The 22,437-nt window shown below is 42.8% G+C and carries 23 protein-coding genes and 7 pseudogenes; 12 read left to right on the top strand and 18 right to left on the bottom strand.

Annotation, left to right across the window (positions count from 1 at the left end; genetic code table 11):
• Positions 1-41: 41 nt before the first annotated feature.
• Positions 42-1,167: pseudogene (locus JCM11216_RS11545) on the bottom strand (tyrosine--tRNA ligase).
• Between the two features lie 52 nt (positions 1,168-1,219).
• On the opposite strand from JCM11216_RS11545, the gene JCM11216_RS11540 reads away from it, so the two are divergent.
• Entirely contained in the window at positions 1,220-1,690 is a 471-nt protein-coding gene (locus JCM11216_RS11540) for a DUF371 domain-containing protein (protein ID WP_054854282.1), read from the top strand.
• Positions 1,644-2,378: a hypothetical protein gene (locus tag JCM11216_RS11535; RefSeq protein WP_054854281.1), complete on the top strand. Its 735-nt coding sequence runs from the start codon at positions 1,644-1,646 to the stop codon at positions 2,376-2,378. The genes JCM11216_RS11540 and JCM11216_RS11535 overlap by 47 nt, the downstream gene beginning before the upstream one ends.
• Before the next feature lie 344 nt (positions 2,379-2,722).
• Here the strand turns inward: JCM11216_RS11535 and hemC are convergent.
• From hemC to JCM11216_RS11505, 5 genes and pseudogenes are all read right to left on the bottom strand, one after another.
• A pseudogene (hemC, locus tag JCM11216_RS11525) lies at positions 2,723-3,659 on the bottom strand (hydroxymethylbilane synthase).
• Between the two features lie 25 nt (positions 3,660-3,684).
• Complete coding sequence (locus tag JCM11216_RS11520; RefSeq protein WP_243676173.1) at positions 3,685-4,476, bottom strand: AAA family ATPase; 792 nt, start codon at positions 4,474-4,476, stop codon at positions 3,685-3,687.
• Between the two features lie 101 nt (positions 4,477-4,577).
• Complete coding sequence (locus JCM11216_RS11515) at positions 4,578-5,459, bottom strand: hypothetical protein (RefSeq protein ID WP_054854278.1); 882 nt, start codon at positions 5,457-5,459, stop codon at positions 4,578-4,580.
• Positions 5,460-5,497: 38 nt separating this feature from the next.
• A complete protein-coding gene (locus tag JCM11216_RS11510; RefSeq protein WP_243676172.1) occupies positions 5,498-5,998 on the bottom strand; it encodes a hypothetical protein in 501 nt (166 codons plus the stop codon).
• 90 nt (positions 5,999-6,088) lie between these two features.
• Positions 6,089-6,649, bottom strand: coding sequence for a helix-turn-helix domain-containing protein (locus tag JCM11216_RS11505; RefSeq protein WP_054854276.1), 561 nt, complete (start codon positions 6,647-6,649; stop codon positions 6,089-6,091).
• A gap of 131 nt (positions 6,650-6,780) precedes the next feature.
• Here JCM11216_RS11505 and JCM11216_RS19450 point away from each other — a divergent pair, with 131 nt between their 5' ends.
• A complete protein-coding gene (locus JCM11216_RS19450) occupies positions 6,781-7,389 on the top strand; it encodes an isoaspartyl peptidase/L-asparaginase (RefSeq protein ID WP_243676171.1) in 609 nt (202 codons plus the stop codon).
• Positions 7,382-7,741, top strand: a complete 360-nt coding sequence (locus JCM11216_RS19445; protein ID WP_243676189.1) for an isoaspartyl peptidase/L-asparaginase — start codon at positions 7,382-7,384, stop codon at positions 7,739-7,741. The genes JCM11216_RS19450 and JCM11216_RS19445 overlap by 8 nt, the downstream gene beginning before the upstream one ends.
• 15 nt (positions 7,742-7,756) lie before the next feature.
• Here the strand turns inward: JCM11216_RS19445 and JCM11216_RS11495 are convergent, their stop codons facing one another.
• From JCM11216_RS11495 to JCM11216_RS11490, 3 genes and pseudogenes are all read right to left on the bottom strand, one after another.
• Complete coding sequence (locus JCM11216_RS11495) at positions 7,757-8,875, bottom strand: amidohydrolase (RefSeq protein WP_243676170.1); 1,119 nt, start codon at positions 8,873-8,875, stop codon at positions 7,757-7,759.
• A gap of 2 nt (positions 8,876-8,877) precedes the next feature.
• Entirely contained in the window at positions 8,878-9,042 is a 165-nt protein-coding gene (locus JCM11216_RS19440; protein WP_243676169.1) for a hypothetical protein, read from the bottom strand.
• 119 nt (positions 9,043-9,161) lie between these two features.
• Positions 9,162-9,774, bottom strand: a pseudogene (locus JCM11216_RS11490) (diphthine--ammonia ligase).
• A 152-nt stretch (positions 9,775-9,926) separates the two neighbouring features.
• Here JCM11216_RS11490 and JCM11216_RS11485 point away from each other — a divergent pair.
• Together JCM11216_RS11485 and JCM11216_RS11480 are read left to right on the top strand one after the other, a co-directional pair.
• Entirely contained in the window at positions 9,927-10,169 is a 243-nt protein-coding gene (locus tag JCM11216_RS11485; RefSeq protein WP_054854275.1) for a hypothetical protein, read from the top strand.
• 36 nt (positions 10,170-10,205) lie between these two features.
• Complete coding sequence (locus JCM11216_RS11480) at positions 10,206-10,634, top strand: hypothetical protein (RefSeq protein ID WP_054854274.1); 429 nt, start codon at positions 10,206-10,208, stop codon at positions 10,632-10,634.
• A 35-nt stretch (positions 10,635-10,669) separates the two neighbouring features.
• On the opposite strand, the gene JCM11216_RS11475 is transcribed toward JCM11216_RS11480, so the two are convergent.
• Positions 10,670-11,599, bottom strand: a complete 930-nt coding sequence (locus JCM11216_RS11475; RefSeq protein WP_054854273.1) for a malate dehydrogenase — start codon at positions 11,597-11,599, stop codon at positions 10,670-10,672.
• Between the two features lie 129 nt (positions 11,600-11,728).
• Positions 11,729-12,819, bottom strand: a pseudogene (locus JCM11216_RS11470) (L-threonylcarbamoyladenylate synthase).
• A gap of 123 nt (positions 12,820-12,942) precedes the next feature.
• On the opposite strand from JCM11216_RS11470, the gene JCM11216_RS11465 reads away from it, so the two are divergent.
• A complete protein-coding gene (locus tag JCM11216_RS11465; RefSeq protein ID WP_054854272.1) occupies positions 12,943-13,422 on the top strand; it encodes a metal-sulfur cluster assembly factor in 480 nt (159 codons plus the stop codon).
• Positions 13,423-13,506: 84 nt separating this feature from the next.
• Positions 13,507-13,920, top strand: coding sequence for a roadblock/LC7 domain-containing protein (locus JCM11216_RS11460; RefSeq protein ID WP_054854271.1), 414 nt, complete (start codon positions 13,507-13,509; stop codon positions 13,918-13,920).
• Between the two features lie 35 nt (positions 13,921-13,955).
• Here JCM11216_RS11460 and JCM11216_RS11455 read toward each other — a convergent pair whose 3' ends face one another.
• Both JCM11216_RS11455 and JCM11216_RS11450 read right to left on the bottom strand, forming a co-directional pair.
• Entirely contained in the window at positions 13,956-14,411 is a 456-nt protein-coding gene (locus tag JCM11216_RS11455) for a helix-turn-helix domain-containing protein (RefSeq protein ID WP_054854270.1), read from the bottom strand.
• Between the two features lie 93 nt (positions 14,412-14,504).
• Positions 14,505-15,491, bottom strand: a complete 987-nt coding sequence (locus tag JCM11216_RS11450; protein WP_054854269.1) for an ornithine cyclodeaminase family protein — start codon at positions 15,489-15,491, stop codon at positions 14,505-14,507.
• 130 nt (positions 15,492-15,621) lie between these two features.
• Here JCM11216_RS11450 and JCM11216_RS11445 point away from each other — a divergent pair, with 130 nt between their 5' ends.
• Positions 15,622-15,918 carry a hypothetical protein gene (locus tag JCM11216_RS11445; protein WP_054854268.1) on the top strand — a complete coding sequence of 99 codons (297 nt, stop codon included), beginning with the start codon at positions 15,622-15,624 and terminating at the stop codon, positions 15,916-15,918.
• Positions 15,919-15,939: 21 nt separating this feature from the next.
• Here JCM11216_RS11445 and JCM11216_RS11440 read toward each other — a convergent pair whose 3' ends face one another.
• The 3 genes and pseudogenes from JCM11216_RS11440 to JCM11216_RS11425 all read right to left on the bottom strand — a co-directional run bounded on the left by JCM11216_RS11440 (position 15,940) and on the right by JCM11216_RS11425 (position 19,215).
• Positions 15,940-16,569 carry an alpha/beta fold hydrolase gene (locus JCM11216_RS11440; protein ID WP_054854267.1) on the bottom strand — a complete coding sequence of 210 codons (630 nt, stop codon included), beginning with the start codon at positions 16,567-16,569 and terminating at the stop codon, positions 15,940-15,942.
• Between the two features lie 759 nt (positions 16,570-17,328).
• Positions 17,329-18,096, bottom strand: coding sequence for an isopentenyl phosphate kinase (locus JCM11216_RS11430; protein WP_054854266.1), 768 nt, complete (start codon positions 18,094-18,096; stop codon positions 17,329-17,331).
• A gap of 85 nt (positions 18,097-18,181) precedes the next feature.
• A pseudogene (locus tag JCM11216_RS11425) lies at positions 18,182-19,215 on the bottom strand (polyprenyl synthetase family protein).
• A 156-nt stretch (positions 19,216-19,371) separates the two neighbouring features.
• Here JCM11216_RS11425 and JCM11216_RS19435 point away from each other — a divergent pair.
• From JCM11216_RS19435 to prf1, 3 genes and pseudogenes are all read left to right on the top strand, one after another.
• Positions 19,372-20,104, top strand: a pseudogene (locus tag JCM11216_RS19435) (thiolase family protein); the annotation flags it as partial.
• A 123-nt stretch (positions 20,105-20,227) separates the two neighbouring features.
• A complete protein-coding gene (locus JCM11216_RS19430; protein ID WP_243676188.1) occupies positions 20,228-20,569 on the top strand; it encodes a hypothetical protein in 342 nt (113 codons plus the stop codon).
• Between the two features lie 87 nt (positions 20,570-20,656).
• Positions 20,657-21,767, top strand: a pseudogene (gene prf1, locus JCM11216_RS11415) (peptide chain release factor aRF-1).
• A gap of 25 nt (positions 21,768-21,792) precedes the next feature.
• Here the strand turns inward: prf1 and JCM11216_RS11410 are convergent.
• Both JCM11216_RS11410 and JCM11216_RS11405 read right to left on the bottom strand, forming a co-directional pair.
• Positions 21,793-22,077 carry a MoaD family protein gene (locus JCM11216_RS11410; RefSeq protein WP_054854265.1) on the bottom strand — a complete coding sequence of 95 codons (285 nt, stop codon included), beginning with the start codon at positions 22,075-22,077 and terminating at the stop codon, positions 21,793-21,795.
• Positions 22,078-22,130: 53 nt separating this feature from the next.
• Positions 22,131-22,376 (bottom strand): MoaD/ThiS family protein, encoded by a 246-nt coding sequence (locus tag JCM11216_RS11405; protein ID WP_243676168.1) that lies wholly within the window; start codon positions 22,374-22,376, stop codon positions 22,131-22,133.
• Positions 22,377-22,437: the final 61 nt, after the last annotated feature.

Below are 22,437 nucleotides of genomic sequence, written 5' to 3'. Positions count from 1 at the left end.
ACTCGATTAACAGGTTAATTAAGGAAGTTATGAGGTAATCCTTACCTAGTCACCTTTATTATACCACTCATCTCCTCTATCAACTTGGCGCCCTGCCCCCTCCTGGAACCACTTAATTATTGGCTCAAGGTATTTAACAACCTCTTCAGCAACGGCATTCTTAAGGTCCAGTGGGTGTATCTTACCCTCGCTATATGCTTTGATTAATTCGTCAAATGTCCAAAACTCCAGCCTACCGCCACCGTATTGCTGCGGCCTCTCAATAATGAACGGCTTATCCCTACGTTCCCTGAACGAGAACAGGTGCGCTAACTCAATCACTGGGTTTGTCTGAGTCTCCTTAGGTGGGCAATAAGCCTTAAGTATTTTTTGGCGAATTGTCTCAGCGCTGTCATGTAGGAATATTGCCGTGTCTGGTAATGACTTACTCATCTTCATCTCGCTCAGCTCCTCCTTGGACTCCTTACCTGTGATGTTTAGGGCAGGTATTAGGCTGTGGAATAGGGCTATTGGCTTCACCTTCTCATTATTGAGTGTTAATGGGTAAAACCTAACCTTCAGTGCAACCTCCCTGGCGAGCACGTAGGCCTTCCTCTGGTCGATACCGCCATGCGCAATGTGGGACCCAATCACGAAGACGTCAGCCACCTGAAGCAATGGGTAAACGAGCCATGACATGGGTATTGACTCACCCATTTTCCTACCTAGTATTGTCAGGCTATGCCTAATATCGGCTAGGTTAGTCATCCTGGCTAGGTCGAGTATTAGGTACCAGTACTCATCATTATTATGATACAGGTCACTTGCCATGTAGAACCTCACATTGTCAGGGTCACCGCCGAGTAACTCAACGACTTTCTTAAACGTCTCCACGTAGTACCTATTCGCGACCCTCCTAATTAATTCAAGGTCTCCACCAAGTTTATTATTGAGCCATGAATGAATATCGGCTAGTAATATGGAAACCTCAATACCAGCCCTCTGCAGGTCGACAACCTTTGATAGGCTTACAATGCCTGTGCCAATGTGTATGTAACCGCTTATCTCAAAGCCTATGTAATGCTTCAACTTAACCCCGGTCTCGAGGTACTGCCTTAATTCATCAACCGTGAGCACCTCCTCCGTTGGATACCTGGTTATCAATGTCAATCTCTCCTCAATATCCATTGCTAATACCATAGAAATTAAGATAATTAAGCTTTATTGATATAGTATTTACGTGGTTAAGATAGTCGTTGATGAAATAAGGGCTTGGGGCCACGTGAATGTCAGGGCTAGGCATAGAACCACTATAGAGGTTACTAAAGATGATTACCTAACACCCAGGGGGGGTGATTGCATAATCGGTATTAAAGCTAATAAGGGCTTATTGGACATAAGTCCCGAGCTCAAAGAAGTCATAAGGAAGGATGGGTCTATCGTAATAGCAATATTCGTGGTTGATGACTACTTTGATTACGTTATTGGCATGGGCTCGTCACGGCTAACCCTAAGTAATGGCAGCAGGTTAATCATTAGAAGGAGTGGTTACATTGATGATGCAACACTTATGATTAGGGCGAATAAGGCAGCCATCGACCTCGATAGAAGACTCATAGATAGATTAAAGAAGGAGAGTCCCCCCCTGACAATTTATATTGTAGGTGTTGACCTTGAGCAGGATAGAACAACTGAAGGCGATGGCACTTAGGAAGTTGATTCATGTCACGTTATCCGTATTCCTAATCATACCATTCATAGTTAATCTGGAGGCCTATGGTATATCAACTACCCTGTACTTCACGTTGATTGTCCTAGGCGTTTCCGTGATATACGTTATCCAGGTTAAGAGGCCGATAATCACGGTGGTCCTATTAGATGCACTAACAAGCGCTAGAAGATCAATACTGCAGCAAGTCATTAAATCGCCAATAGGCTCCGCAATACCAATAGATACCTTGGATGATGGACTAATGAGGCTTGAGAAGACCGTAAAGGAATTACTTGAGAGCGTTGAGAGGGATTACGAAAGGAGAGGTGGTTACCTGGGCATTTTAATGGGCGCCATTGGGGGGGTATTGATTAGTCAATTATTGACTGGTAATTACGTTATTTACGGAATAATATCAGTTATAGTATACGACACAATGAGCGCAATAGGCGGCATACTCCTTGGCAGGGTTAAGCTACCCTTCAGTAATGCCACCATGGAAGGCGCATTGGTGGGCATGGCATCACTAGCCATAGTGCTATTCCTATTCACGAATCAATTGATCAACTCCCTAGCAATAACCGTGGTCGCCGCATTGGCGGAGGCTTATGGGATGGAGGATAACCTTGCAATACCTGTAACCACGTCTTTAATGGCCATGGCTCTTAGGTTACCTATAATCGCTTAATGATGCACCACCAGCCTACGCCCACCCAAGGCCCTACAGGGCCTGTCCCCCCCATCCTGCTAAACCCTACTCCTCATGACCTCATTTCAAGGCCTATTAAAGGCCAGGTAATCAAGCGACCCTCCAGGGCCCACTTACTAACGAATGCGCCATACTTAATTTACCCAGTTGTCTCCCTCATTAGTCCCTTGGTCTCATCAGTCACGTACCTAGTACCCAGGTTAAATTGACTGCGCTAACTAGGGTAAAGTGACCCTTAAGATACGTGAATTCCCTTCCTCAAAATCGCCTTGATAGGTTATATTAACTCACCGGAAATCCAGTGAAACCCAGGTTCCTCGCCATTAGGATCCAACGGCCTCACTTCCACTCCACCGCCTCAGTAGCTCACGCGCTGCATTTATCCCGAGTTCCTCAGGGTTCGCTGATGAACCACTTAACTTAACAATAATCTTCCTCTCCCCCCCATTCAAATCAGCCATACCGGCAATGAACTCCATACTATCCCTCTCATAAATCGCTATGCCGCCAACAGGTACGTGGCAGCCCCCACCAATAGCCCTTAGGAACGCCCTCTCAGCCAACGCCTCAACCTGGCCTTAGGATCACTAGCCCTATTCAAGAGATCTATTAAGTCCGTGTCCTTTTCACGGGCGACTACCGCTATTATGCCCTGTCCAGGCGCTGGAGGTAATAGGTCAAGGGATATGCGGGTGTACTTAATGTTAAGTTGGTCTATGTTATTCATTAACCTCGTAAGTCCAGCCTCCGCAATCACAATAGCGTCATAATCACCCCCTGATTAACTTATTAATTCGCGTATCGACATTACCCCTAATCACACTTATTGATAAGTCCCTTCTAACGTTAAGAAGAAATGCCCTGCGCCTAACACTTGACGTGCCCACCCTAGCCCCCCCACTAGGCAATGCCGTCAGATCGCTTGGGTAATCACCTTTGACAACCAATACGTCATATGGCGGGTCCCTAGGTGAGAAACCCGCAACTATAAGACCTGGGCTAATCTCACTGGGTAGGTCCTTGAGACTGTGTACGGCTATGTCAGCCTCATTCCTCAGTAACGCCAGGTTAACCTCCTTCTCAAAAACCCCCCTTTACGCCAATGGCGTATAGTGGTTTATCCTGAATAACATCACCTGTCGTCCTCACAACAATTATGTCAAACTGTACCTCAGGCTCAACTCTTCTTATCATATTCATCACGATCTCCGTCTGTATTAGCGATAATCTACTGCCCCTCGTTGCAATCCTAATTCTCATTATGTGATAATGCCGATAAATACAATTATTTAAACACTAATGACTGAGTAAAGTCCTGGTACTTCCTAAAAATGTCCTCACAAATTATGCTCGCACTATCCCCCCCAGAGGATATGTAAAGCCTTATTTTCTCTATTGCCTCAACAGCAGGGCATGTTTTAATTATGCCTCTAATTATTTCCTGGTCTCTATTATTACTAACCTTAAGCTTGTTTTGAATAATCTCATTAATGTAGCCGTCAGGTGCTGGTAACACGGGTATTACAGCGTCGATACTCTTCTTAATGAAGTTAGGATCTAAGGCCCATGGGTTACTACTCTCAAATACAATAACTAAGTGCTTGGCCTTTGCTATATTCAGGAGCCTTGTTATATGGTTTAAATCCTCATTAATGGCCTTTTCAAGGTTTGGTACATGAATCACCGCATTATCAGTAATGGAGATACTTGGGTCTTTATAATTAATTATTTGCACACCTAGGTGCTTGGCTACATGATTTATCAACGCGGTCTTTCCCGACCTAGGCGGGCCTATTATTAGTATTGATGTTATGTACCTAAGCCCGAGGTTACTCATCATATCTCTCAGTCTAATAGAGGAATCAATATAATCAATTAGTTTGGATTTTACATTCATGTCTATTAAGTCTACGGGATCCAACGTAATAACCACATTGCCGCTAACGCCCTTACCCTTTGCCTTGGGTTTTTCCTTCACTGCTTCCTTCTTTTCCGTAGGCACCTGCGGCTTAGGTGGCTCGACAGGCTTCTCCTCCCTGGCGATGACCTCCTTCGGCTGTAAGAGATTGGCTGTCACCCCAGTACCTTTACCCGTACCTAATTCACCGTCTACCTTGGCTAATTTTGTACCGCTTTCGGTACCCACAATTGATTGGCTAATTACTTGACTATCCCTGCCTACATTATTACTGGGGTACTTACGTTAATAGGCCTAGCAGTGCTACTTTGCTCAGTTTTACCCTCTTCAATGAACTTAGTCTGTATCTGCCTTGACTCAACGCCCTGAGGCACGCTGTAGTTTACGACCTCAATACCGTACTTCCTCAATCTATTTAGGGCATTACTATTGCCATTTATTATCAATGCGTATAGCTTAGTGTGCTTATTATGCTCAATTAACTTAGTTACTAGGTCCTTACTTACCTCATTGGGGGGGATCAATACAAGTAATGATCTCTCATTGGTCCTAGTGAACCAGTTAATATCATCAGATAATTCGTTAAAATCACCCTTAATTATGAAGCCCTTAGCCCTAATTACTCCAAACAGTACCTTGGCGATTATCTCTATCTTATCCTGAGGTAACGATGCATTTAATGCAACTATCCCGGTCTTGGTTAGGGTATTCGCCACCGTGTTAACGAGGTCGATGTCGTCCTTAGGCAGTTTCTTTGCCCAATAACTATACTCAATAATCATCGATGCATCAGTCACTGGTATTATCATCGGTGGTTTCTTATTTGCACGTGGTATAGCCTGGGATCCAGCGCCAAGCCTTATTTGGGCGATATCAAGCACGTAGGTTCCAAGTCCAATAATAAGTGAACCAACAATGATTAAGGGTGTTATGGTGTAATTCCATGTACCGTCAATTAATGGTATGTAGAGTAGAGATGCTGTTATTAACTGTGGTAATATATTCATAATAGCTTGGTGCACCTCCGTGCTCATTGACCAATTCATGCTTAATCTTGGTAAGTATTTACCTATTAAGGTAGGTACCGCAATTATTATTACGAATACCAGGTAAAGCACTGCATCACTTAATTCCTTAAACACGGCAGACAAGTCCCCCTGGAGATACGGACATAAGTTGTTCAATACCTTGGACAAGGCTTAAATTCGTTACATGAAACATTGTTATGGGGGGGCCATAAAATGCCTTGATACGCGGCGCCAATTACGTATAGTAATGATAATAGTGAAAAAATAATAATGGACCTAATGCCGTATCCCTTTACTGAGGGTGCTATTGAAAGAGGTATTGATAACCAGTAAAATGGCGTGAAGAGTAGGGTCCATGATATTACGGCTATGTCATTAATGATGCCGGCCTCAGTTATTAAGTAGGTAAGCAGTAGTAATGGTATTAATAGTAATAACGAACGACCTAAGGTGGTTATAAATGCCAATATTACATACGTTATTATAATAGCCGTCACCACACCATACCTCTTAAAAGCCGATAACGCAGCTACCAGGATTAATAATACCATAAATATGTAAGGCGATATTATTGGGAAGACTAGGTACAACACCGTAGTCGTGATAATATCCATTAAAGTATAAAGTATACTCGTTAGTACGTTCTGTTTCACAAAATGAAGTTAAAAATACCTTTTATAAACCATTTCCTCAATATTAATTGAAAGAAAAGAAACAAAACCAGAAAAAAGCAAAAATGAAGGTTAGGTGCTATGTATTGACTTGATCACGTCAATCCATGGATTGTCTCGTATGAATTCAGGCAACGAATCATCACTAGGTTGCTTATCATTAGTACTAATGACATAATCCTGCCCCTTCTCAAAATTAGGAAGGCAACTATTATCTCTGTTTTTCTTCTCTAATTCCTCAACCTTCTCAATAAGCTTACCTATTAATTCCTTGAGGGATTTCAACTCCTTAATTAATTCACCTTGATAAGTGTCTTCATATAAGAAATCATTCTTAGATTGAGGCACTGGTAAACCTGAAATAATTGAAAGACTTACGTTAAATACACCACCATAATTACTCAATACGTATGGACTATCACTTACCTGAGGGCTATTGCTCATTTGCCTATCATTACTTACTTGGTTTAATGATTGATCTATGTTTTTCGTGAAAGCCCTGTATTTAGATATTGCCTTGTACACGGTATTTACAGATATGCCAAGCTTCTGCGCTATTTCTTTAGGTTTCAATCCCTCATTAAAGTAAAGCTTAGCAGCTAATTCCTCAGTCTTCGTTAATTTACTCGACATACATTATTGGTTATTGACCTTAACTAAAAATCAGTTTATGTTCCTAAATTAATGAATTACTCATATAATACTTGATAATATACAATAAATACCATGATAAATAATATAAACGCTTATTACTGCATGACCTGATGAACATTAAAGCCACGATAGCAGTACATGGCGGTGCAGGAGGGCTCAGCTACTTTACCAATGAGGAACATAGACGAAGATACTTAAGCGGTTTATCAAATGCAGTAAGTGCAGGACTAGAAGCGGCCAAAAAAGGTAATGCCTTGGATATGGTTGTCGAGGCAGTCACCGTCATGGAATTCGATGGATCCTACGACGCCGGCAGAGGCTCCGTGTTGAACCTATATGGTGAGGTTGAACAAGACGCTGGTGTAATGTGGGGGGGTAAGGATTTAAGTGTGGGGGGGGCTGTGGCGTCTGTCAAGCACGTGATAAACACTATAAGACTCGCCAGGCTTGTCATGGAGAGGACCGACCACGTATTAATAACTGGAGACGGAGCTGAGGAATTGGCTAAGCAATTCGGTCTTTGGGTGCCATCAACGGAGTTAATTAACGAAATTAAAATTAATAGGTACAAATCCCTTATTAGGAATTTACGTTCGCGATACGAGAAGAACGCAGACCTCGCCAGGAAATTAGGCTTACTAGGTACGGTTGGCGCTGTTGCGATTGATAGGGACGGCAATCTAGCCGCTGCAACGTCCACGGGGGGGTACAATACTTAAGTGGCCCGGCAGAGTAGGCGACTCACCATTAGCAGGTGCAGGTTACTGGGCTGAGAATAACGTATGTGCTGTATCGGCCACGGGCATTGGGGGGGAGTTCATAATTAGAGCCATGGCGTCGTTTAGGGTGGCTACATTAGTTAGGAGCGGCGTTAGAATTAATGATGCTGTTAGGCAGGTTGTTGATTACGTCACCAAGTTATTTGGTCCAGGTAACATTGGGTTGATTGCGATTGATAGCTCTGGTAATGTGGCGTCAGCGTTCAATACGGAGGTCATGGGTAGGGCATGGAGTAGGGAGGGCATGGGTAAGGTCATTGTAGCCCACCTACCAAGTGACCCATTTCCATGAGCCAGGCTTTATATGTCATAAAAATTTCTTAATAAAGTCATTAAGTCTCTCTCCAATAATCCTCGCCCGCTCCTTTAATGCCCAATAATCCCTGGACTTGTCATAAATCACCTTACCATTAACGATCACCATATCCACGTCTGAGCCATCGGCCGAATAGACAATATTCGATAGGATATTGTCAGACCTAGCGGGTTGAAGCCTTGGGCTACCTAGGTCAAGTAACACCAGATCTGCTACACAACCACTGTTTATGCAACCACCATTAAGACCTAGTAATCTGTAACCATTAAGCGTCGCCGCCTTAAATGCATGAAGGGCCTTAATACTCACATCCCAATATGAATGTCTCTGAAGCAGTACCGCCATCTTCATCTCCCTAAACATATCAAGGGAATTATTACTAGCTGGTCCATCGGTGCCTAACGTCACTATGACGCCAGCGTCCATTAACTCCCTCATTGGGAAGTGACCCGCAGTGGCTAACTTCATGTTTGATGTCGGTGCATGAACTACACGTGCATTAGCCCTGGCTATGATACTCAACTCCCAGTTAGTGACCCAGCCTAGATGAACGAGGTGGGACCTGTTGGATACTAGGCCCAGTGAGTTTAGATATTCCACAGGAAACATACCGTACCTTTTCCTAGCCTCGTAAACCTCATCCCTCGTTTCAGACACGTGTATCTGCACTGGCAAGTTAAGCTCATTGCTTAACTCCCTAATTCTCAGTAACGTGTCCTTACCCACTGCATAGATACTATGGACATTGATTATTGGCTTTATCAATTGCGAATAACCATATCTACTCATGAAATTCCTTAATTCATTCTCAACTAACGTAGGGTTTGCCAACGTATCTATGAATGTAGGACCCAGGGCAGCCCTTAACCCATATTTTAACACGACATCCGCTGTTGCATCTGGGTAGAGGTACATGTCTATGAACGCCGTTGTGCCATTCATGATCATTTCAATGATCGATAACTCGCTACTAAGGGTAATAACATCCCTGGACAACTCACGTTCCACACTCCACATCCTATCAAGCCATGTCATTAACTCTGCATCGTCATAGAAACCTCTCAACAGGGACATCGGCGTGTGTGTATGGGCATTAACAAGTCCAGGCATTGCTACATGACCGGAGCAATCAATTCTTTCGAACTCACCCCCCCATTTATGGTACCAATATTTACTATTAATCCGTCATCGATCGCTATATCCACATTATTAAGTATCCTTAATTCATCATTGACCCATGTTAATACAAAATCGCAATTCCTGAGTAAATAGCCCATGCTAAGGTCATTAATCTCGCGCTATTACTCAACTAAAACCTTTGGTTCTAAATGCAAGGACCTAATTACGTAAATCCATGAGTATTGGTCCAACTTACGAACCTCGCCATCATCAATAACTATTCTCTCCCTAAATAACGGTGCATCAACAACGAATGTCTCCCCCCCTCACCACCCTCCAGTGCAGGATTGAAACCGTACTTTAACGCAGCGCTTATTAGCTCCTCAATATCATTAAGCGTTAATACCTTACCAAGTAACCTGGGGGGGCTTATACCCATGGTGCTTATCGATGTTAATACGAACCTAAAACCATGGTTATATAAATCCCTCAAATAATTAACCTGGTTTTTTCTCCATAATGGTGAATAAACCCTTAAGTTTAGTTCGTGGGCGATGACATTAATCATCATCCTTTGATAATCGGATAATAAAGCCCCCCGTCACTATGCCATTAATCCCAAATTCACTCTTAACACTTTCAAAGGCATTTTTCAAGTCCTCAAGCTCGAGGTCTTTAACACCGCTAGTGTCGTGAATAACCTGGGGGGGAATACCCAGGGCTTTTGCTTGGTATCTCGTCCACTCGACATTTGGGTAATGAAACATCCAAGAATCAACGCGGTAAGGCCTTAACGTGAGTAGGCAAGCAACATCGAAGCCCTTAAGCACGGCCCAGTGCAGGGCGTAGGTTGAGTCCTTACCACCCGAAAACAAGGAACAAACCCTCATTGCTAATGTATTTCAAAGATTGGTAATTTAAAACACTAATCGAGCCGTACCACAATGGGGGGGTTATGGGTGACCATTGAAGGCCGGTAAAGGCTAGTATTCGTAACCCGTAAATAGTAATGTTTTTAATTCACTAACTAGCGCTCAAGCCGATGAGTGGCGAAGGAGAGGAATGGCAGTTCCCTGAGGATTGGGAGTACTCTGGCGGTGTACCAGAAAGAATGTTAAGAATTAGGGCTAAGTGCCCATACTGCGGCCATGTATTTGAAGTCGAGATGGGTGAGTCCTGGTATAACATGGGTATTTCAATAACCTGTCCCAAATGCGGTAAGCAATTCTCAATAAGCATGTATGGCGAAGTCGTTGGTGAAGTTAAGAAGGGCGCGAAGAAGTGATAATTAAATTAATAATGGTTTATCGATACCTTAGTAATGAGGAATATGGAGTGCATTGAGGATCTGCTTAATGCAGTAATGACCTTTTACTCGGTGGCTGTTATTGAACATTACATGGTTTTCTTACTAATAATTAGGGCAAGGAGTGCAAACGATGCATATGACCAATTACTAAATACGGTAAGGGACCACCTAGATAAGGAGGATAGAATGCTAGGTAACATGTTAAGATTGAAGGATTGCGTGGATGGTAATACTTCGCTCTTACTCAATGGTTTTGTAAAAAATGTAAGAGATGGCATCGCATTGGTTAATGACCCTGAGTTCATAAGTAGTTATATTAATGACCCTGAAACGGCTATAAAAACCCTCATTAAGTACATGCTATATCATGAGGAACTACTATCGAGTATTATTAATACACTGCGGGAGAACATTAGAAAATTCATGAATAACTTAGCTTAATTTTTATTAATTTAATCATAAAGTTGGGGGGGCACTTATGATAAGAACTGCGGAGGTACTTGCGTCAGGTTCTTCTTTATTGCCTCAACACTTGCTAGGAACTTCTTTCTCTGCTCGTCATTAAGTTTCAGCTCTATTATCTTCTCAACACCATTCTTACCAAGTACAACGGGAACCTCCGCAAAAACATCCCTTACGCCATATTCACCATCTAGATATACCGAGGCTTCAAATACCCTCTTCCTATCCTTCTTTATTGAGTCGACCATTAACGACAAACCAGCCGCTGGACCCCAATTGCTGCTGAAGCCCCTTAAGTTGGTTATTTCCGCACCAGCTTGTATTGTCTTCTTTACTATTTCGTCGTACTGCTCCTTGGTTATAAACTCAGTGAGTGGCTTGCCGTACACAAACGATGCCTCTGGCACTGGGTACATGTTCTCGCCGTGCTGCCCAAGGACGACTGGTATTATTGATTCAGGCGCTATACCAATTAATTGAGAAGCGTAATAGGCCATCCTGTTCGAGTCTAGCACACCGCTGAAGCCAATGACCCTATTCCTTGGGAAGCCCAACTTCTTGTAGAGTACGTAAACCATTGCATCAAGTGGGTTTGTGGTAATTATGACTATTGAATTCGGTGCGTACCTCCTGATCTGCTCAGCCACCGAGGCCACTATCTCTGCGTTCTTGGCTGCCAACTCCTCCCTAGTCATTCCAGGTTTTCTAGCGAGACCTGCAGTAACTATTACAATGTCACTACCCTCCATGTCCTTGTAGTCATTGCTGCCCTTGAACCTGACGGACTTACCGAGTATGGCAGCCGCATGGTTTAAGTCAACAGCCTCGCCCTGAGGCAGATTCTTTATTACATCTATTAGTGTGATCTCGTTGTCTAGCTCGAAGAACATTAGGAAGGCGGCCGTTGTTGCGCCAACACGCCCGCTACCTATTATCGTGATCATCTAATTCACCCATTACTGGCATTAATGACGCGTTTTTAACTTTAATCTATTCACAATGTATCATTGACAATAGACATTATTGAAATGCCATTGTTTATTTGTGAAAATCAACGCCGAGTCACTTATTGACTACATTTTACATTTAACTATGGAAAATCCTGACGCCTTCCTTAACCTATTCATTACGGCCAACCCAATACCCCTATCCTCAATGCCCTCGCAATGCCCAGATCCACATTCAACTTATCAAGGCTTCTTAATGAATCAAAGAGTGATGATGCTATTGTGTATGGATTCTCCCTATAACCTATTATTATTATCGGTAATTCATTGATCTCGGAGTACTTCATCAATTCATTTGCTGTTTCTTTAGTTATTAGTAATGCTATTTTCAATTTCTTATTTAAATAATCAATAATGGTATCGCGTAATAACATAATCAATGACCCATAATCCTCACACTCAACAACTATTAATCGTGTACGTGGTGCGTAATGCCTATACTTTGTGCCTGGTGCCAAGGCGGCATCAGCCTCACCTAGACCCCCCCTCGCAAATTCTGGAATCACTATATCGGTATTAAATAACGATCTTAATTCCTCAACAGTGAATGGACCTGGTCTTAGCAATACAGGTGGGTTTCTCGTCATGTCCACTATCGTAGATTCAACACCAAAGAATGTAGGTCCTGCATCGAGAAGAATCATTTCGATATCGTTATCACCGGCGTAGTCCTCAATTACGTGTTCGGCCAACGTGGGACTTGGTCTACCCGACTTATTAGCACTTGGCGCGGCTATAGGCGTTCCAGACGACCTAATTAACGCAAGTGCAACAGGATGTGCAGGTGACCTCACGGCGACCGTATTACGGCCACCAGTGACCTCCCTGGGCACATCGGGTGATTTAGGTAGAATTAACGTTAAGGGACCCGGCCAAGCCCTCCTAACCACTCGTAACGCAATATCTGGGATATTGACGGCAACCCTGTAAAGTTCACTTAGATCTGCTATGTGTACAATGAGTGGGTTATCTGGCGGCCTTCCTTTGGCCTTGAAAATTCTTAAGCATGCCTCACCATTAAAAGTATCGGCGCCTAAACCGTAAACAGTCTCCGTCGGAAACGCCACCAAATGCCCACGCTTAATATATTCGCTAGCCTCCCTAATTATGGCCTCATCAGGATTTAATGGATCTACTTTACGTACCTTAAGCACCATGCTTACTCATGCTTAACGCTTATAAACCCATCTATAATGATAACAATCTATCCACGGGTAATTATCACCAATAAGCTAGATAGGTTTATAAGTAAGCTTTCGTGACACTGTTGGTGATTAATAATGGCAGTGTCTAACGAAGAGATAACGAACGCGACAAACAATGAGGAAGTTGAGGAACCAATATTCAAGACAAACCTACCTGGTGATAAGACTAAGGAGTTGATAGAGATCTTACGTAATGTCTACGACCCTGAAATACCAATAAATGTTTATGACCTAGGCCTTATTTATGAAGTAACGATGGATAATGATAAGGTTGTTCACGTAAAAATGACCCTAACAGCCGTGGGTTGCCCATTATCAGAGAACCTGGCATACCAGGTTGGTGCAGCCATACAGCAAGCATTACCTGATGCAAAGGATATAGAGATTGATGTTATATTTGACCCACCCTGGACCCCCCCATTAAAGATGACGAAGTTAGGGCGTGAAATGTTTAAGGCAATTTATGGGTATGACATTGTTGAACAATGGTTAAAGACGCAGGGCGAACAAGGTAGCCAAACTAACGAACAAGGAGTTAATGAAAACAGTACTTAATATTTTCTATCATAAATTTACCTAGACGCTTGTATTTTACATTATGAATAAAAGATTTAAAGGGTATCTCATAAAATAAAAAATGTGCTATCATCAACGAATAGCGCCTCATCAAGGAGGACATTAACGGAACATGTACAAAAGAAGCTAAATGAAATCCTCGAATCAAGTGACTTAATAAAATTCGTTGCCCTAGTAACCATGGATGGATTTACAATAGACTCAAGGATGAAGGATGATATCAATGTTGACCCTAAATGGTTAGGCGCCTTAATAATATCCTCAATTAGGAACCTTGAGCTTAATTTAAAAAAAGTATTGAATGAGGCAAACCTATCGGAATTAGTCATATCACTTGGACAGAACTTATTAATTGTGAAATCCATAGGTAAGTTGGCACTGATAATGATTGTTGATAAAACACTGGATATGAACGTTGTTATGTACGAGATTGAGGAGGGATTACGAGATTTAACGGTAGATTTAGGATTAGGATGAGGTAATTTATGAATTGTAACATAAATGGTTGATATTTAATTATTATTTTGCGCCTCCTCAGTAGCCATACTATTCAATGACTCAATTAAAGCAGCTGACGTTAGATTCTCAATTAATTGCTTCGATTTCTCATAGTAAGCATTAATTAATTGCAACAGTTTCTGCTTGACATAGTCTATCGGCTTTGTGTAGTATACGTATGTATAGCCTCCATTCTTAGCCAGCACCGGCCTTCTGGCGATTAGGCCAAGCTGGACAAGCTTAACGAGGGACCTCTCTATTGTGCTTCTTGACTTATTCATTTCCTTGGCTATTTCAGCCACGGTCAGTGGCTCCTTAGCCTTATTCTGCAATAGGTAGTAAATCTCAACCTCAGTTGGTGAAAGCCTAAGTATGCACCTAAGGATGTACTTAATATCGACATCCTCAAGGATCTCTTCGGTACTCTTCTCCTTAATTGTTATGAGAGACACCACGTTAACCACCAACATCAGTGTCACAAAGTTTCTTTATAAACCTTTTCCACCAACATTTTTCACTTTAAGAGCACATTAATTGTTATGTTATTTATATATAATTAAAACCTATATTTCTACAGTTATGCCTATATTCCTACTTTTCACTAAGCCGTATATGTATGATGCAGCGGCGAGATCCTCAACCGCAATACCCACCGACTTAAACAACGTAATGTCCATATCCCTGGACCTACCATTCCTTACCCCGCTTATTATCTCACCAATTTCAATTAAATTCTTTTCAGAAATTAATCCATTTTTCATAGGAATTATTACATCACCAGTCTCATTCATTACCGCGATGCGTGAATCAACGACAATTACCGAAGCCCTCCGTAAAACATCATCATCCAACTCCCTGGCATCAACCTCAGGTGCACCAATTGACACTATGTGCATGCCCTCGTGTAGCCATGACCCGTGAATGATGGGTTCCCTACTAGTCGTTGCCGTTATTACTACGTCGGCCTGCCTAATGGCGTCATGGCTTGAGTCCGTGGCCACCGCATCAATGCCCCCCCTACCCTGGGCTAATTTCGCTAATTCAACAACCTTCTCTCTCGTCCTCGAATATATGAGTATTCTCCTAATGGGGAAGGCCCTGGATAGTAGTAATACGTGGTACCTAGCCTGTAACCCGGCGCCTATTATTGCCAGGTTGTCCGTACTCTGTGCTAGGTACTTAATCGATACCGCAGTCGCGGCCGCGGTTCTCCACGCCGTTAATACCGTGCCGTTGATGACTGCCATCGGCTGTCCCGTAATATCATCCATAAGTACGACTATTCCCTGTGTCGTTGGTAAACCACGCACTTTATTACTCTCAATAACATTGACTATTTTCACGGAGAATCCAAGGTTACGTGCACCGCAGGGCATGACACCCCCCCACCAGTCATTATCAAGGTGAATAACCGTTCTTTGGGGCATCCTAACCTTACCAGAGCTGTAATCCCTAAAGGCTGTGGCTATGGCATTTATTAATCCCGTAACACCGTCAGTACTATCAAGCATTTCATCAACCTCCCTCCCGCTTACTATTGTTAGCTTCATATTACATTTGAACTATGATGAAAAATTTAAGCATTATTATCTATAGGCATGAATAGAGAAATACCGCTTATGCATTTTGCGACAGATTTATTAATTCTAGTTATAAGTAAAATAGTGGGGGGGTGAAATTATGGAGATTAAATGCATTAATTGCAGGTACTTTAGACTTCATGAGTTACACGACAATATCGGCATTTGCATGAACAAGGATAGCCCATACTACATGAGGTTAGTCATGACTGAGTGGCAATGTCCATTCTTCATGGAATTCAACGAGGAAGGTAGTGAGGATGAGTTTTACTGGTGTGTTGATTGTAAAACAATGATACATAAATCTCTATTACCGCTCCATAAGGGGGGGCATAAGTTAGTGAAAATACCGTACATAGACGAGGAATCACACCTAGAAACCTACGTAGCCGACTAGCACCATTCTAAGACTTTACTTTTAAATCATATTTATGCAGTATTTCCGTATAAAGCCTTCAATAGACCCTGCTATTACCTTAATATCCTTACCCCCCCTGGGTGTATGCGGCATGCCCTCAACTCGTATTAGCTCAATAACATTACCAAGGAATTTAGCCCTCTCATAGTAATTTTCCACCTGTTTAATATTCACTAACTCGTCATTAGTACCGTGTATTAAGAGTATTGGTGGTAAATTGGGCCTTAGGTAATTTATTGGCGAGGTCTTTATTAGGAATTCCTCCGTGACCTGCCTACTATCGATCTTTGCTAACTCCTCATAAGTCCTCCGCCTAATACTACCAGGCTCGCCCGCGAGCAACCATCTAATCTGTGCTAATCTATCGGTCGGCCCTGATACGGATATTGCACAGGCAACATTACTAAGCGTTGACGCAGCAAGCAAGGCTATTGAACCACCCATTGAGTGCCCTGCAAGGATATACCTATCGTTTGCTCCCCGCAATAACTCACTAACCTTGTTAAGGCCGTCCTCAAAATCCCTGTAGGTTGGCGTTATTACCTCCAGGTTTAATGCCTTGAGCGGGCCCGTGAGCCAGTTTATTTTCTCGGGACTTGAACCAAAGCCGTGCAATGCCAACGCCTTCATTACTGAGACGCATTAATTAATTGGTTATAAAGTTTTAGGACTTGAGGAGAGTTAACCTAATAAATTTACTATAAGATACCTACATCGATCATGGCAAAACCCAAGAAGACGAAAAGAACCCAAAGACGCAAAGGAAAACGTTTCTATTTATCATTAGCGTTAATAATATTTGCAGAGGCTGCTTTCGTAGCGTATCCTTTCCTACGTGGTATGATGCGCATCTCAGGGCCAACTGAGTATAATACTACTGACATTATAGAAGAAATGCTTTCAGAATTGATAAATCCATATAATAATACCTATTCAATAACGAATGTGAGTAATACGAAACCCATACTAATGTACATAATATTGAATTATCCACGCTTAATCGGCAGCTACTGTAATGTTTGGCCCGTGCTCTACAACGCCACACATTACTATGGATACAACGTGATAATTGTAGTATTTCCCTACCCCCCCCAACAACAGGGCCTGCGTCAACATTAGATATTCAGCAATTTGAGTATAACGTAAATCAGCTTTGTAATTTCAATCTTGGATCTACGAATTTCAGTATCGCAACGGCATTTTGGGGCAATTATGAAACATTATTACTACAATTGCTAAATAAGCTAGGTATCAATGCAAGTAATGTTTATCCCCCCCATTATTGATACTTATTAAGCCTCACGATAACGTAAATGCCTCGGGAATAATATATGGCCCGCAGCTCTTAAATAATACGTACCTAAGCAATACATTATTTATGAAGAGTAATTAATCGGGCAAAAACCTCGTGCAATTAATCGGTTCCTCATTATTAAAGATCCTACTTATTGATCCCAGATCCCAGATCGCGCATAGGTATGTCCTTGTATACCTAGCCAGCTCTATTGCAGATCGAACCTTCCTCATTAGCCCACCCGTTACATCGATATGTCGTGCATCCCTCTCATTAATTACTGATCGCTCGGTTAATTCCCTAACCACATTACCATTAGTATCAAGTATACCAGGTACATCGGTCAGGAAGATCGATGCTGAAGGCCTTAATTTTGCGCCTAGGTCAAGCATTAAGTCATCACCGCTAATTATTGAGAAGCCCTCATCGCTTACCACAACATCTCCATAAAGCATGGGTATTACACCTCTACTTATCAGCTCTATCATGTGCATTGGGTCTATCAGTAATTGGGGCTTGCCGTCCTTTATAATGTAGATGGACCCCCCCGTCCTTAAGGGATAAATAGGTAAGCCGACAGAGGCTAATGTAAGCGTTACTCTCATACTTAGGTAATTAAGTACTGCAGACGTAAATGAAATACCCACTAACTGGTCATAGTCCCTGTACTTACTTAACCCATAGGCTAGGGCCAGGGGATGAGCGAAGCTACCGCCTCCGTGAATCAGTATAAACCTATCACCTGTCCTCAACCTTGCATTGAGCAGATTACCTAAACTCCTTACCCAGTCCTCCCTATAACTAAGTGGTCTTGATTTATCACTTATTGCGCTACCTCCGAGCTTTATTATGAATAGATTCATTACGTATCTCCTGTAATTAGTACCGTAAGCCTAGCCTTATTAAGCATATAGGGTACACCGTTGATTTAATGCGTTAGTATCAAAACTAGAATTCTCTAGTCACCGTGAATCTCAGTATTTCCCTAAGATCATCGACAAATTCATTCTTACTCAATTCACTTAACGCTCTCTCAGATTTCTCCGCGAATTCCATAGCCATCTTCAACGCATTATCCCTAGCATTTGTCTTAGATATTATCTCCACAGCCCTTTTAACGTCATCATTCGTGACAGTAACCCTACCAAGAATACTCAATAACTCTTCCCTATCCTTATCACTTAATTCCCTCAAGGCCATGACAACTACTGCGTTACCCAACTTATGCTCCTTGATGTCCTTACCAATCTCCTTACCGAACTTCCTAACATCACCAAATATATCCAATATATCATCTAGCACCTGGAAGGCGAGTCCTAGGTACGTGCCATAGTCAGACAGCGGTTTTATGCAATGCTGCGCGTTGGCGGACATCGCACCGAAGACCGCGGCCGTCCTTATTAAGGCGGCTGTCTTTAGGCTTATCATCTTCACGTAGGTGTTATACAGGGCCTCCCAATTACCTAATAGCCTAGGCCCCAACCTATTCTCGGCGAAGTAGGGGGGGTCTCTGCGCCCTGCATACTCAAGTAAAATATCGAGACGCTCACCCTCATCTATGGCGCGTATTGTACTCGCCGTCTCCCTCGCAAAGGCTATTGGATCCCTGGTCTCGAGTATGGCCTCCTCAATAGCTCCCTATACCATATGCCGATTAGTATGGCTGCGTTATCGCCGTACTTTGCCCTGACTGTTGGCTTATTTCTCCTTAGTAATGCCTCGTCAATAATGTCGTCATATATCAGGGAGTAATTATGTATTAGCTCTACAATTGCCGCGGCCGGCAGTGCGTACTTATAATCACCGCCGCAGGCCCTTGCGGCCGTCAGCGTCATTAATGGCCTTAACCTCTTACCGCCAGTGGATACTTGGTAAATAACGGCATCCCTAAACTCCTCGCTAACTTCCCTACTTAGGTATTTAATTAATTGTTCGTCGATTTCACGTCCATAGAGGCTATGAAGCTTCTCCAAAATGTCCATTGGATCCACGATTAATACTAAAGTAATTAAGTTATATCCTTATGATGCCCACGGCATTTTTAACTGTTGAATAGAAATTAGCTTATGATTGAAAACACATGTTAATTATTAACTATGGACAAAGCTTAATATTGCTTAGCTAATGATTAAGCGTGTATGAGCCAGGAAGTAGTCATTACGGGTTTCGTAAGGACACCGATTGGTAAATTCGGCGGCGCGTTTAAGAACGTGAAGACACCCTACCTAGCGGCTGAGGCAATAAAGGCGTTGATTAAGAGGACGGGTATTGATGGTAAGCTGATTGATGAGGTTGTCTTTGGATCAACACTCCAGGGTGGCATGGGACAGAACCTCAGTAGGTTTGCGGCATTACTTGCTGGATTACCGATAGAAGTCAGCGCATTTACCGTTAATAGGGTTTGCTCATCGGGAATGCAGGCAATTATCGAGGTCGTCAGGGCCCTTAAGGTTGGCGATATCAATATGGCAATTGCTGGCGGTGCCGAGTCAATGAGCACACAACCACTCGCATTACCGCATGAGGCTAGGTGGGGAATCAAGCACTTGATTGGTAAGGATTTGAAATTCATGGACTTGATGATTTATGATGGATTGATGGATCCTACTAACATGATGCTCATGGGTCAGGAAGCCGATAAGGTAGCCATGGAACATGAAATAACCAGGGAGGAACTCGATAAGGTGGCGTATGAGAGCCACATGAGGGCTTTGAGGGCTACGGAGAATAAGTACTACCTCGAGCTTGAGCCATCGATACCGTGGTAAATGGGGGGGAGAGGGTTTACCTGGATAGGGATGAGGGCATTAGACCTGACACAAGCTAGAGAAGTTGGCTAAGTTAAAACCAGCCTTTGGGCCAAATGGCCTACATACAGCTGGGAATTCATCGCAATTGTCTGACGGCGCTGCGGCGCTATTGTTAACCACCATGGATAAGGCTAAGGAGGTTGGTTTAAAGCCCATTGCAAGGATTGTTGGTTATGCATGGCATATGCTCGAGCCCTGGAGATTCCCAGAGGCGCCAATTTACGTGATCAGGAAACTATTGAGTAAGGTTGGCTGGAGTATTAATGATGTTGATGTTTTTGAGATTAATGAGGCCTTTGCCGTAGTTAATGTCCTAATGAATAAGGAGTTGGGTATACCCTATGATAAGATGAACATATTCGGAGGCGCAATAGCCCTGGGCCATCCACTCGGCGCGAGTGGCGCCAGGATAGTTACAACGTTAATATCGGCATTAATGCATGTAGGTGGAAGGAGGGGGGGGTGGCTGCGTTGTGCCATGGGACCGGCGGCGCTACGGCTGTGGCCATTGAGATGCTTTAACTAAAAGCAAAAGACTTTTAAACGCAATAGTCCCTACCATCCATAGTATGGTTGATGCCCTGGAATAAAGGATTTCTCGGAACTGAAAATAATGATAAACCTACTCAAGAAGTATAGGGGGGGCTATGCAACGACGCTCATAAGCCTATACATCAACGGTAATAGGCCAATACCTGATGTGGTATCAATGCTTAGGCAGGAGTGGGCATTGGCGAGTAATATTAAGGATAAGACCACTAGAACCCATGTTCAGGACGCACTCGAGAGGATTATAAATTCAATAAAGGGTATTTCAAAGGCCCCCAGAGAATGGGCTAGCCATATTCGCAGGCTTCCACATGATAAATCCAGGCAATTATGAGTGGGTTTTTCACGCAATAATACCGCCAATACCAGTATCAACCTTCAAGTACATATGCGATACCTCATTCCACACGGAAATACTTGAGGGCATGGTTAAGAGCAGCGATACCTACGGTATAATAGTTATTGAGAGAGGTGAGGCTGTCATTGCGTTGCTGAGGGGGTAATTACTGGGAGATTGTTGATAAGGTGGAGTTCTTCGTACCAAATAAGCACGCTGCCGGCGGCCAGTCAGCCCTTAGGTACAAGAGACAGACGGAGCATTTAGCCGAGACATTCTACAAGTTAGTTGCCGAGAGAGCCAATAAGGTATTTACCGAAATACCAAGCCTAAAGGCATTGTTGTTGCTGGACCAGGACCAACGAAGGAGGAGTTCCTTGAGGAGGGTGAACTTGACCATAGGATTAGAGATAAGGTCATCGCCATCGTATCAGCATGCTGCGCGGACATTGGTGGTGTCCTTGAGGCTATTAGGAACGCCGAGGATAAACTTAAGGAGACCGAGTATGTCAAGGCTAAGAAATTAATGGAGGAAATAATGTACCTAGCCGTTAAGAAACCCGAGTACCTAATCTATGGTAAGGACTCCGTGATGGACGCAGTTAAGAAGGGCATTGCTAAGGTGGTTGTTGTTAGTGAGGACGTTGGTGAGGATGAGATAATGAACCTAACACTAACGCTTAAGGGAAGAAGAGACGTCGAATTATTCGTAATGCCCAAGTCCGTTGAGGAAAACCTGACACTAACACAGACGTTCGGTGGTTACGTAGCCATTTTATCAACACCATCATGGATTCTTGAGACCTCTAATGAGGACCAGGATAGAAATAATTCATAGCATGCAAAATAATTACAAATATCTCTTAGCCTCCACCAGCAGGTGGTAGAAATACTACCTCATCGCCATTAGATAACTTCGTGCTTAAGCCATTTAGGAAATCTATTGATCTACCATTAACCAGGATCACGTATTGATCCTTAAGCTTACCATTATCATCCAATATGACCTTTGAGAAGTTGGGACTTACTGAATTATCAATGAATTGAATAAGATCCTTAACTGTCGCATTATCGGGTATGTTAAGTTCAGTCTTAAGTACCTTGGTTATGTCGTATAATGATGCCAAGAACTTAACCTGAACCTTCATCAAATCTTGGCAACAAGAATTAGTTTAAAAAGCTTAATACGGAAGAGCATTGATTATGCAATACCACAGTGCGGTAAAAACGTGACCTCATCGCCATCTGATAATCTCGTATTAATACCGTTAAGGAACTCCGGAGACCTGCCATTAATCAAAACCAGGAATTTATCCTTAATCCTATTGTTACAGTCAAGGATCACCTTAGAAAAGCCTGGGTATATAATGTCATCAATCCTTCTTATCAAGTCAAGTAGTGTTGCTCCATCAGGCAATTCAATTTCAGTCCTTAACGTCTTAGTCATTTCATATAGTAAAGTCAAAAATTTGACTTTTACCTTCATTATTCTGCTATTAATGTCAATA

It is taken from the genome of Vulcanisaeta distributa JCM 11216 (assembly GCF_001315985.1).
In the GTDB taxonomy this organism is placed as follows: domain Archaea; phylum Thermoproteota; class Thermoprotei; order Thermoproteales; family Thermocladiaceae; genus Vulcanisaeta; species Vulcanisaeta distributa_E.
Note: the sequence above shows the minus strand (reverse complement) of the source record. Positions and strands in the feature narration are given on the sequence as shown.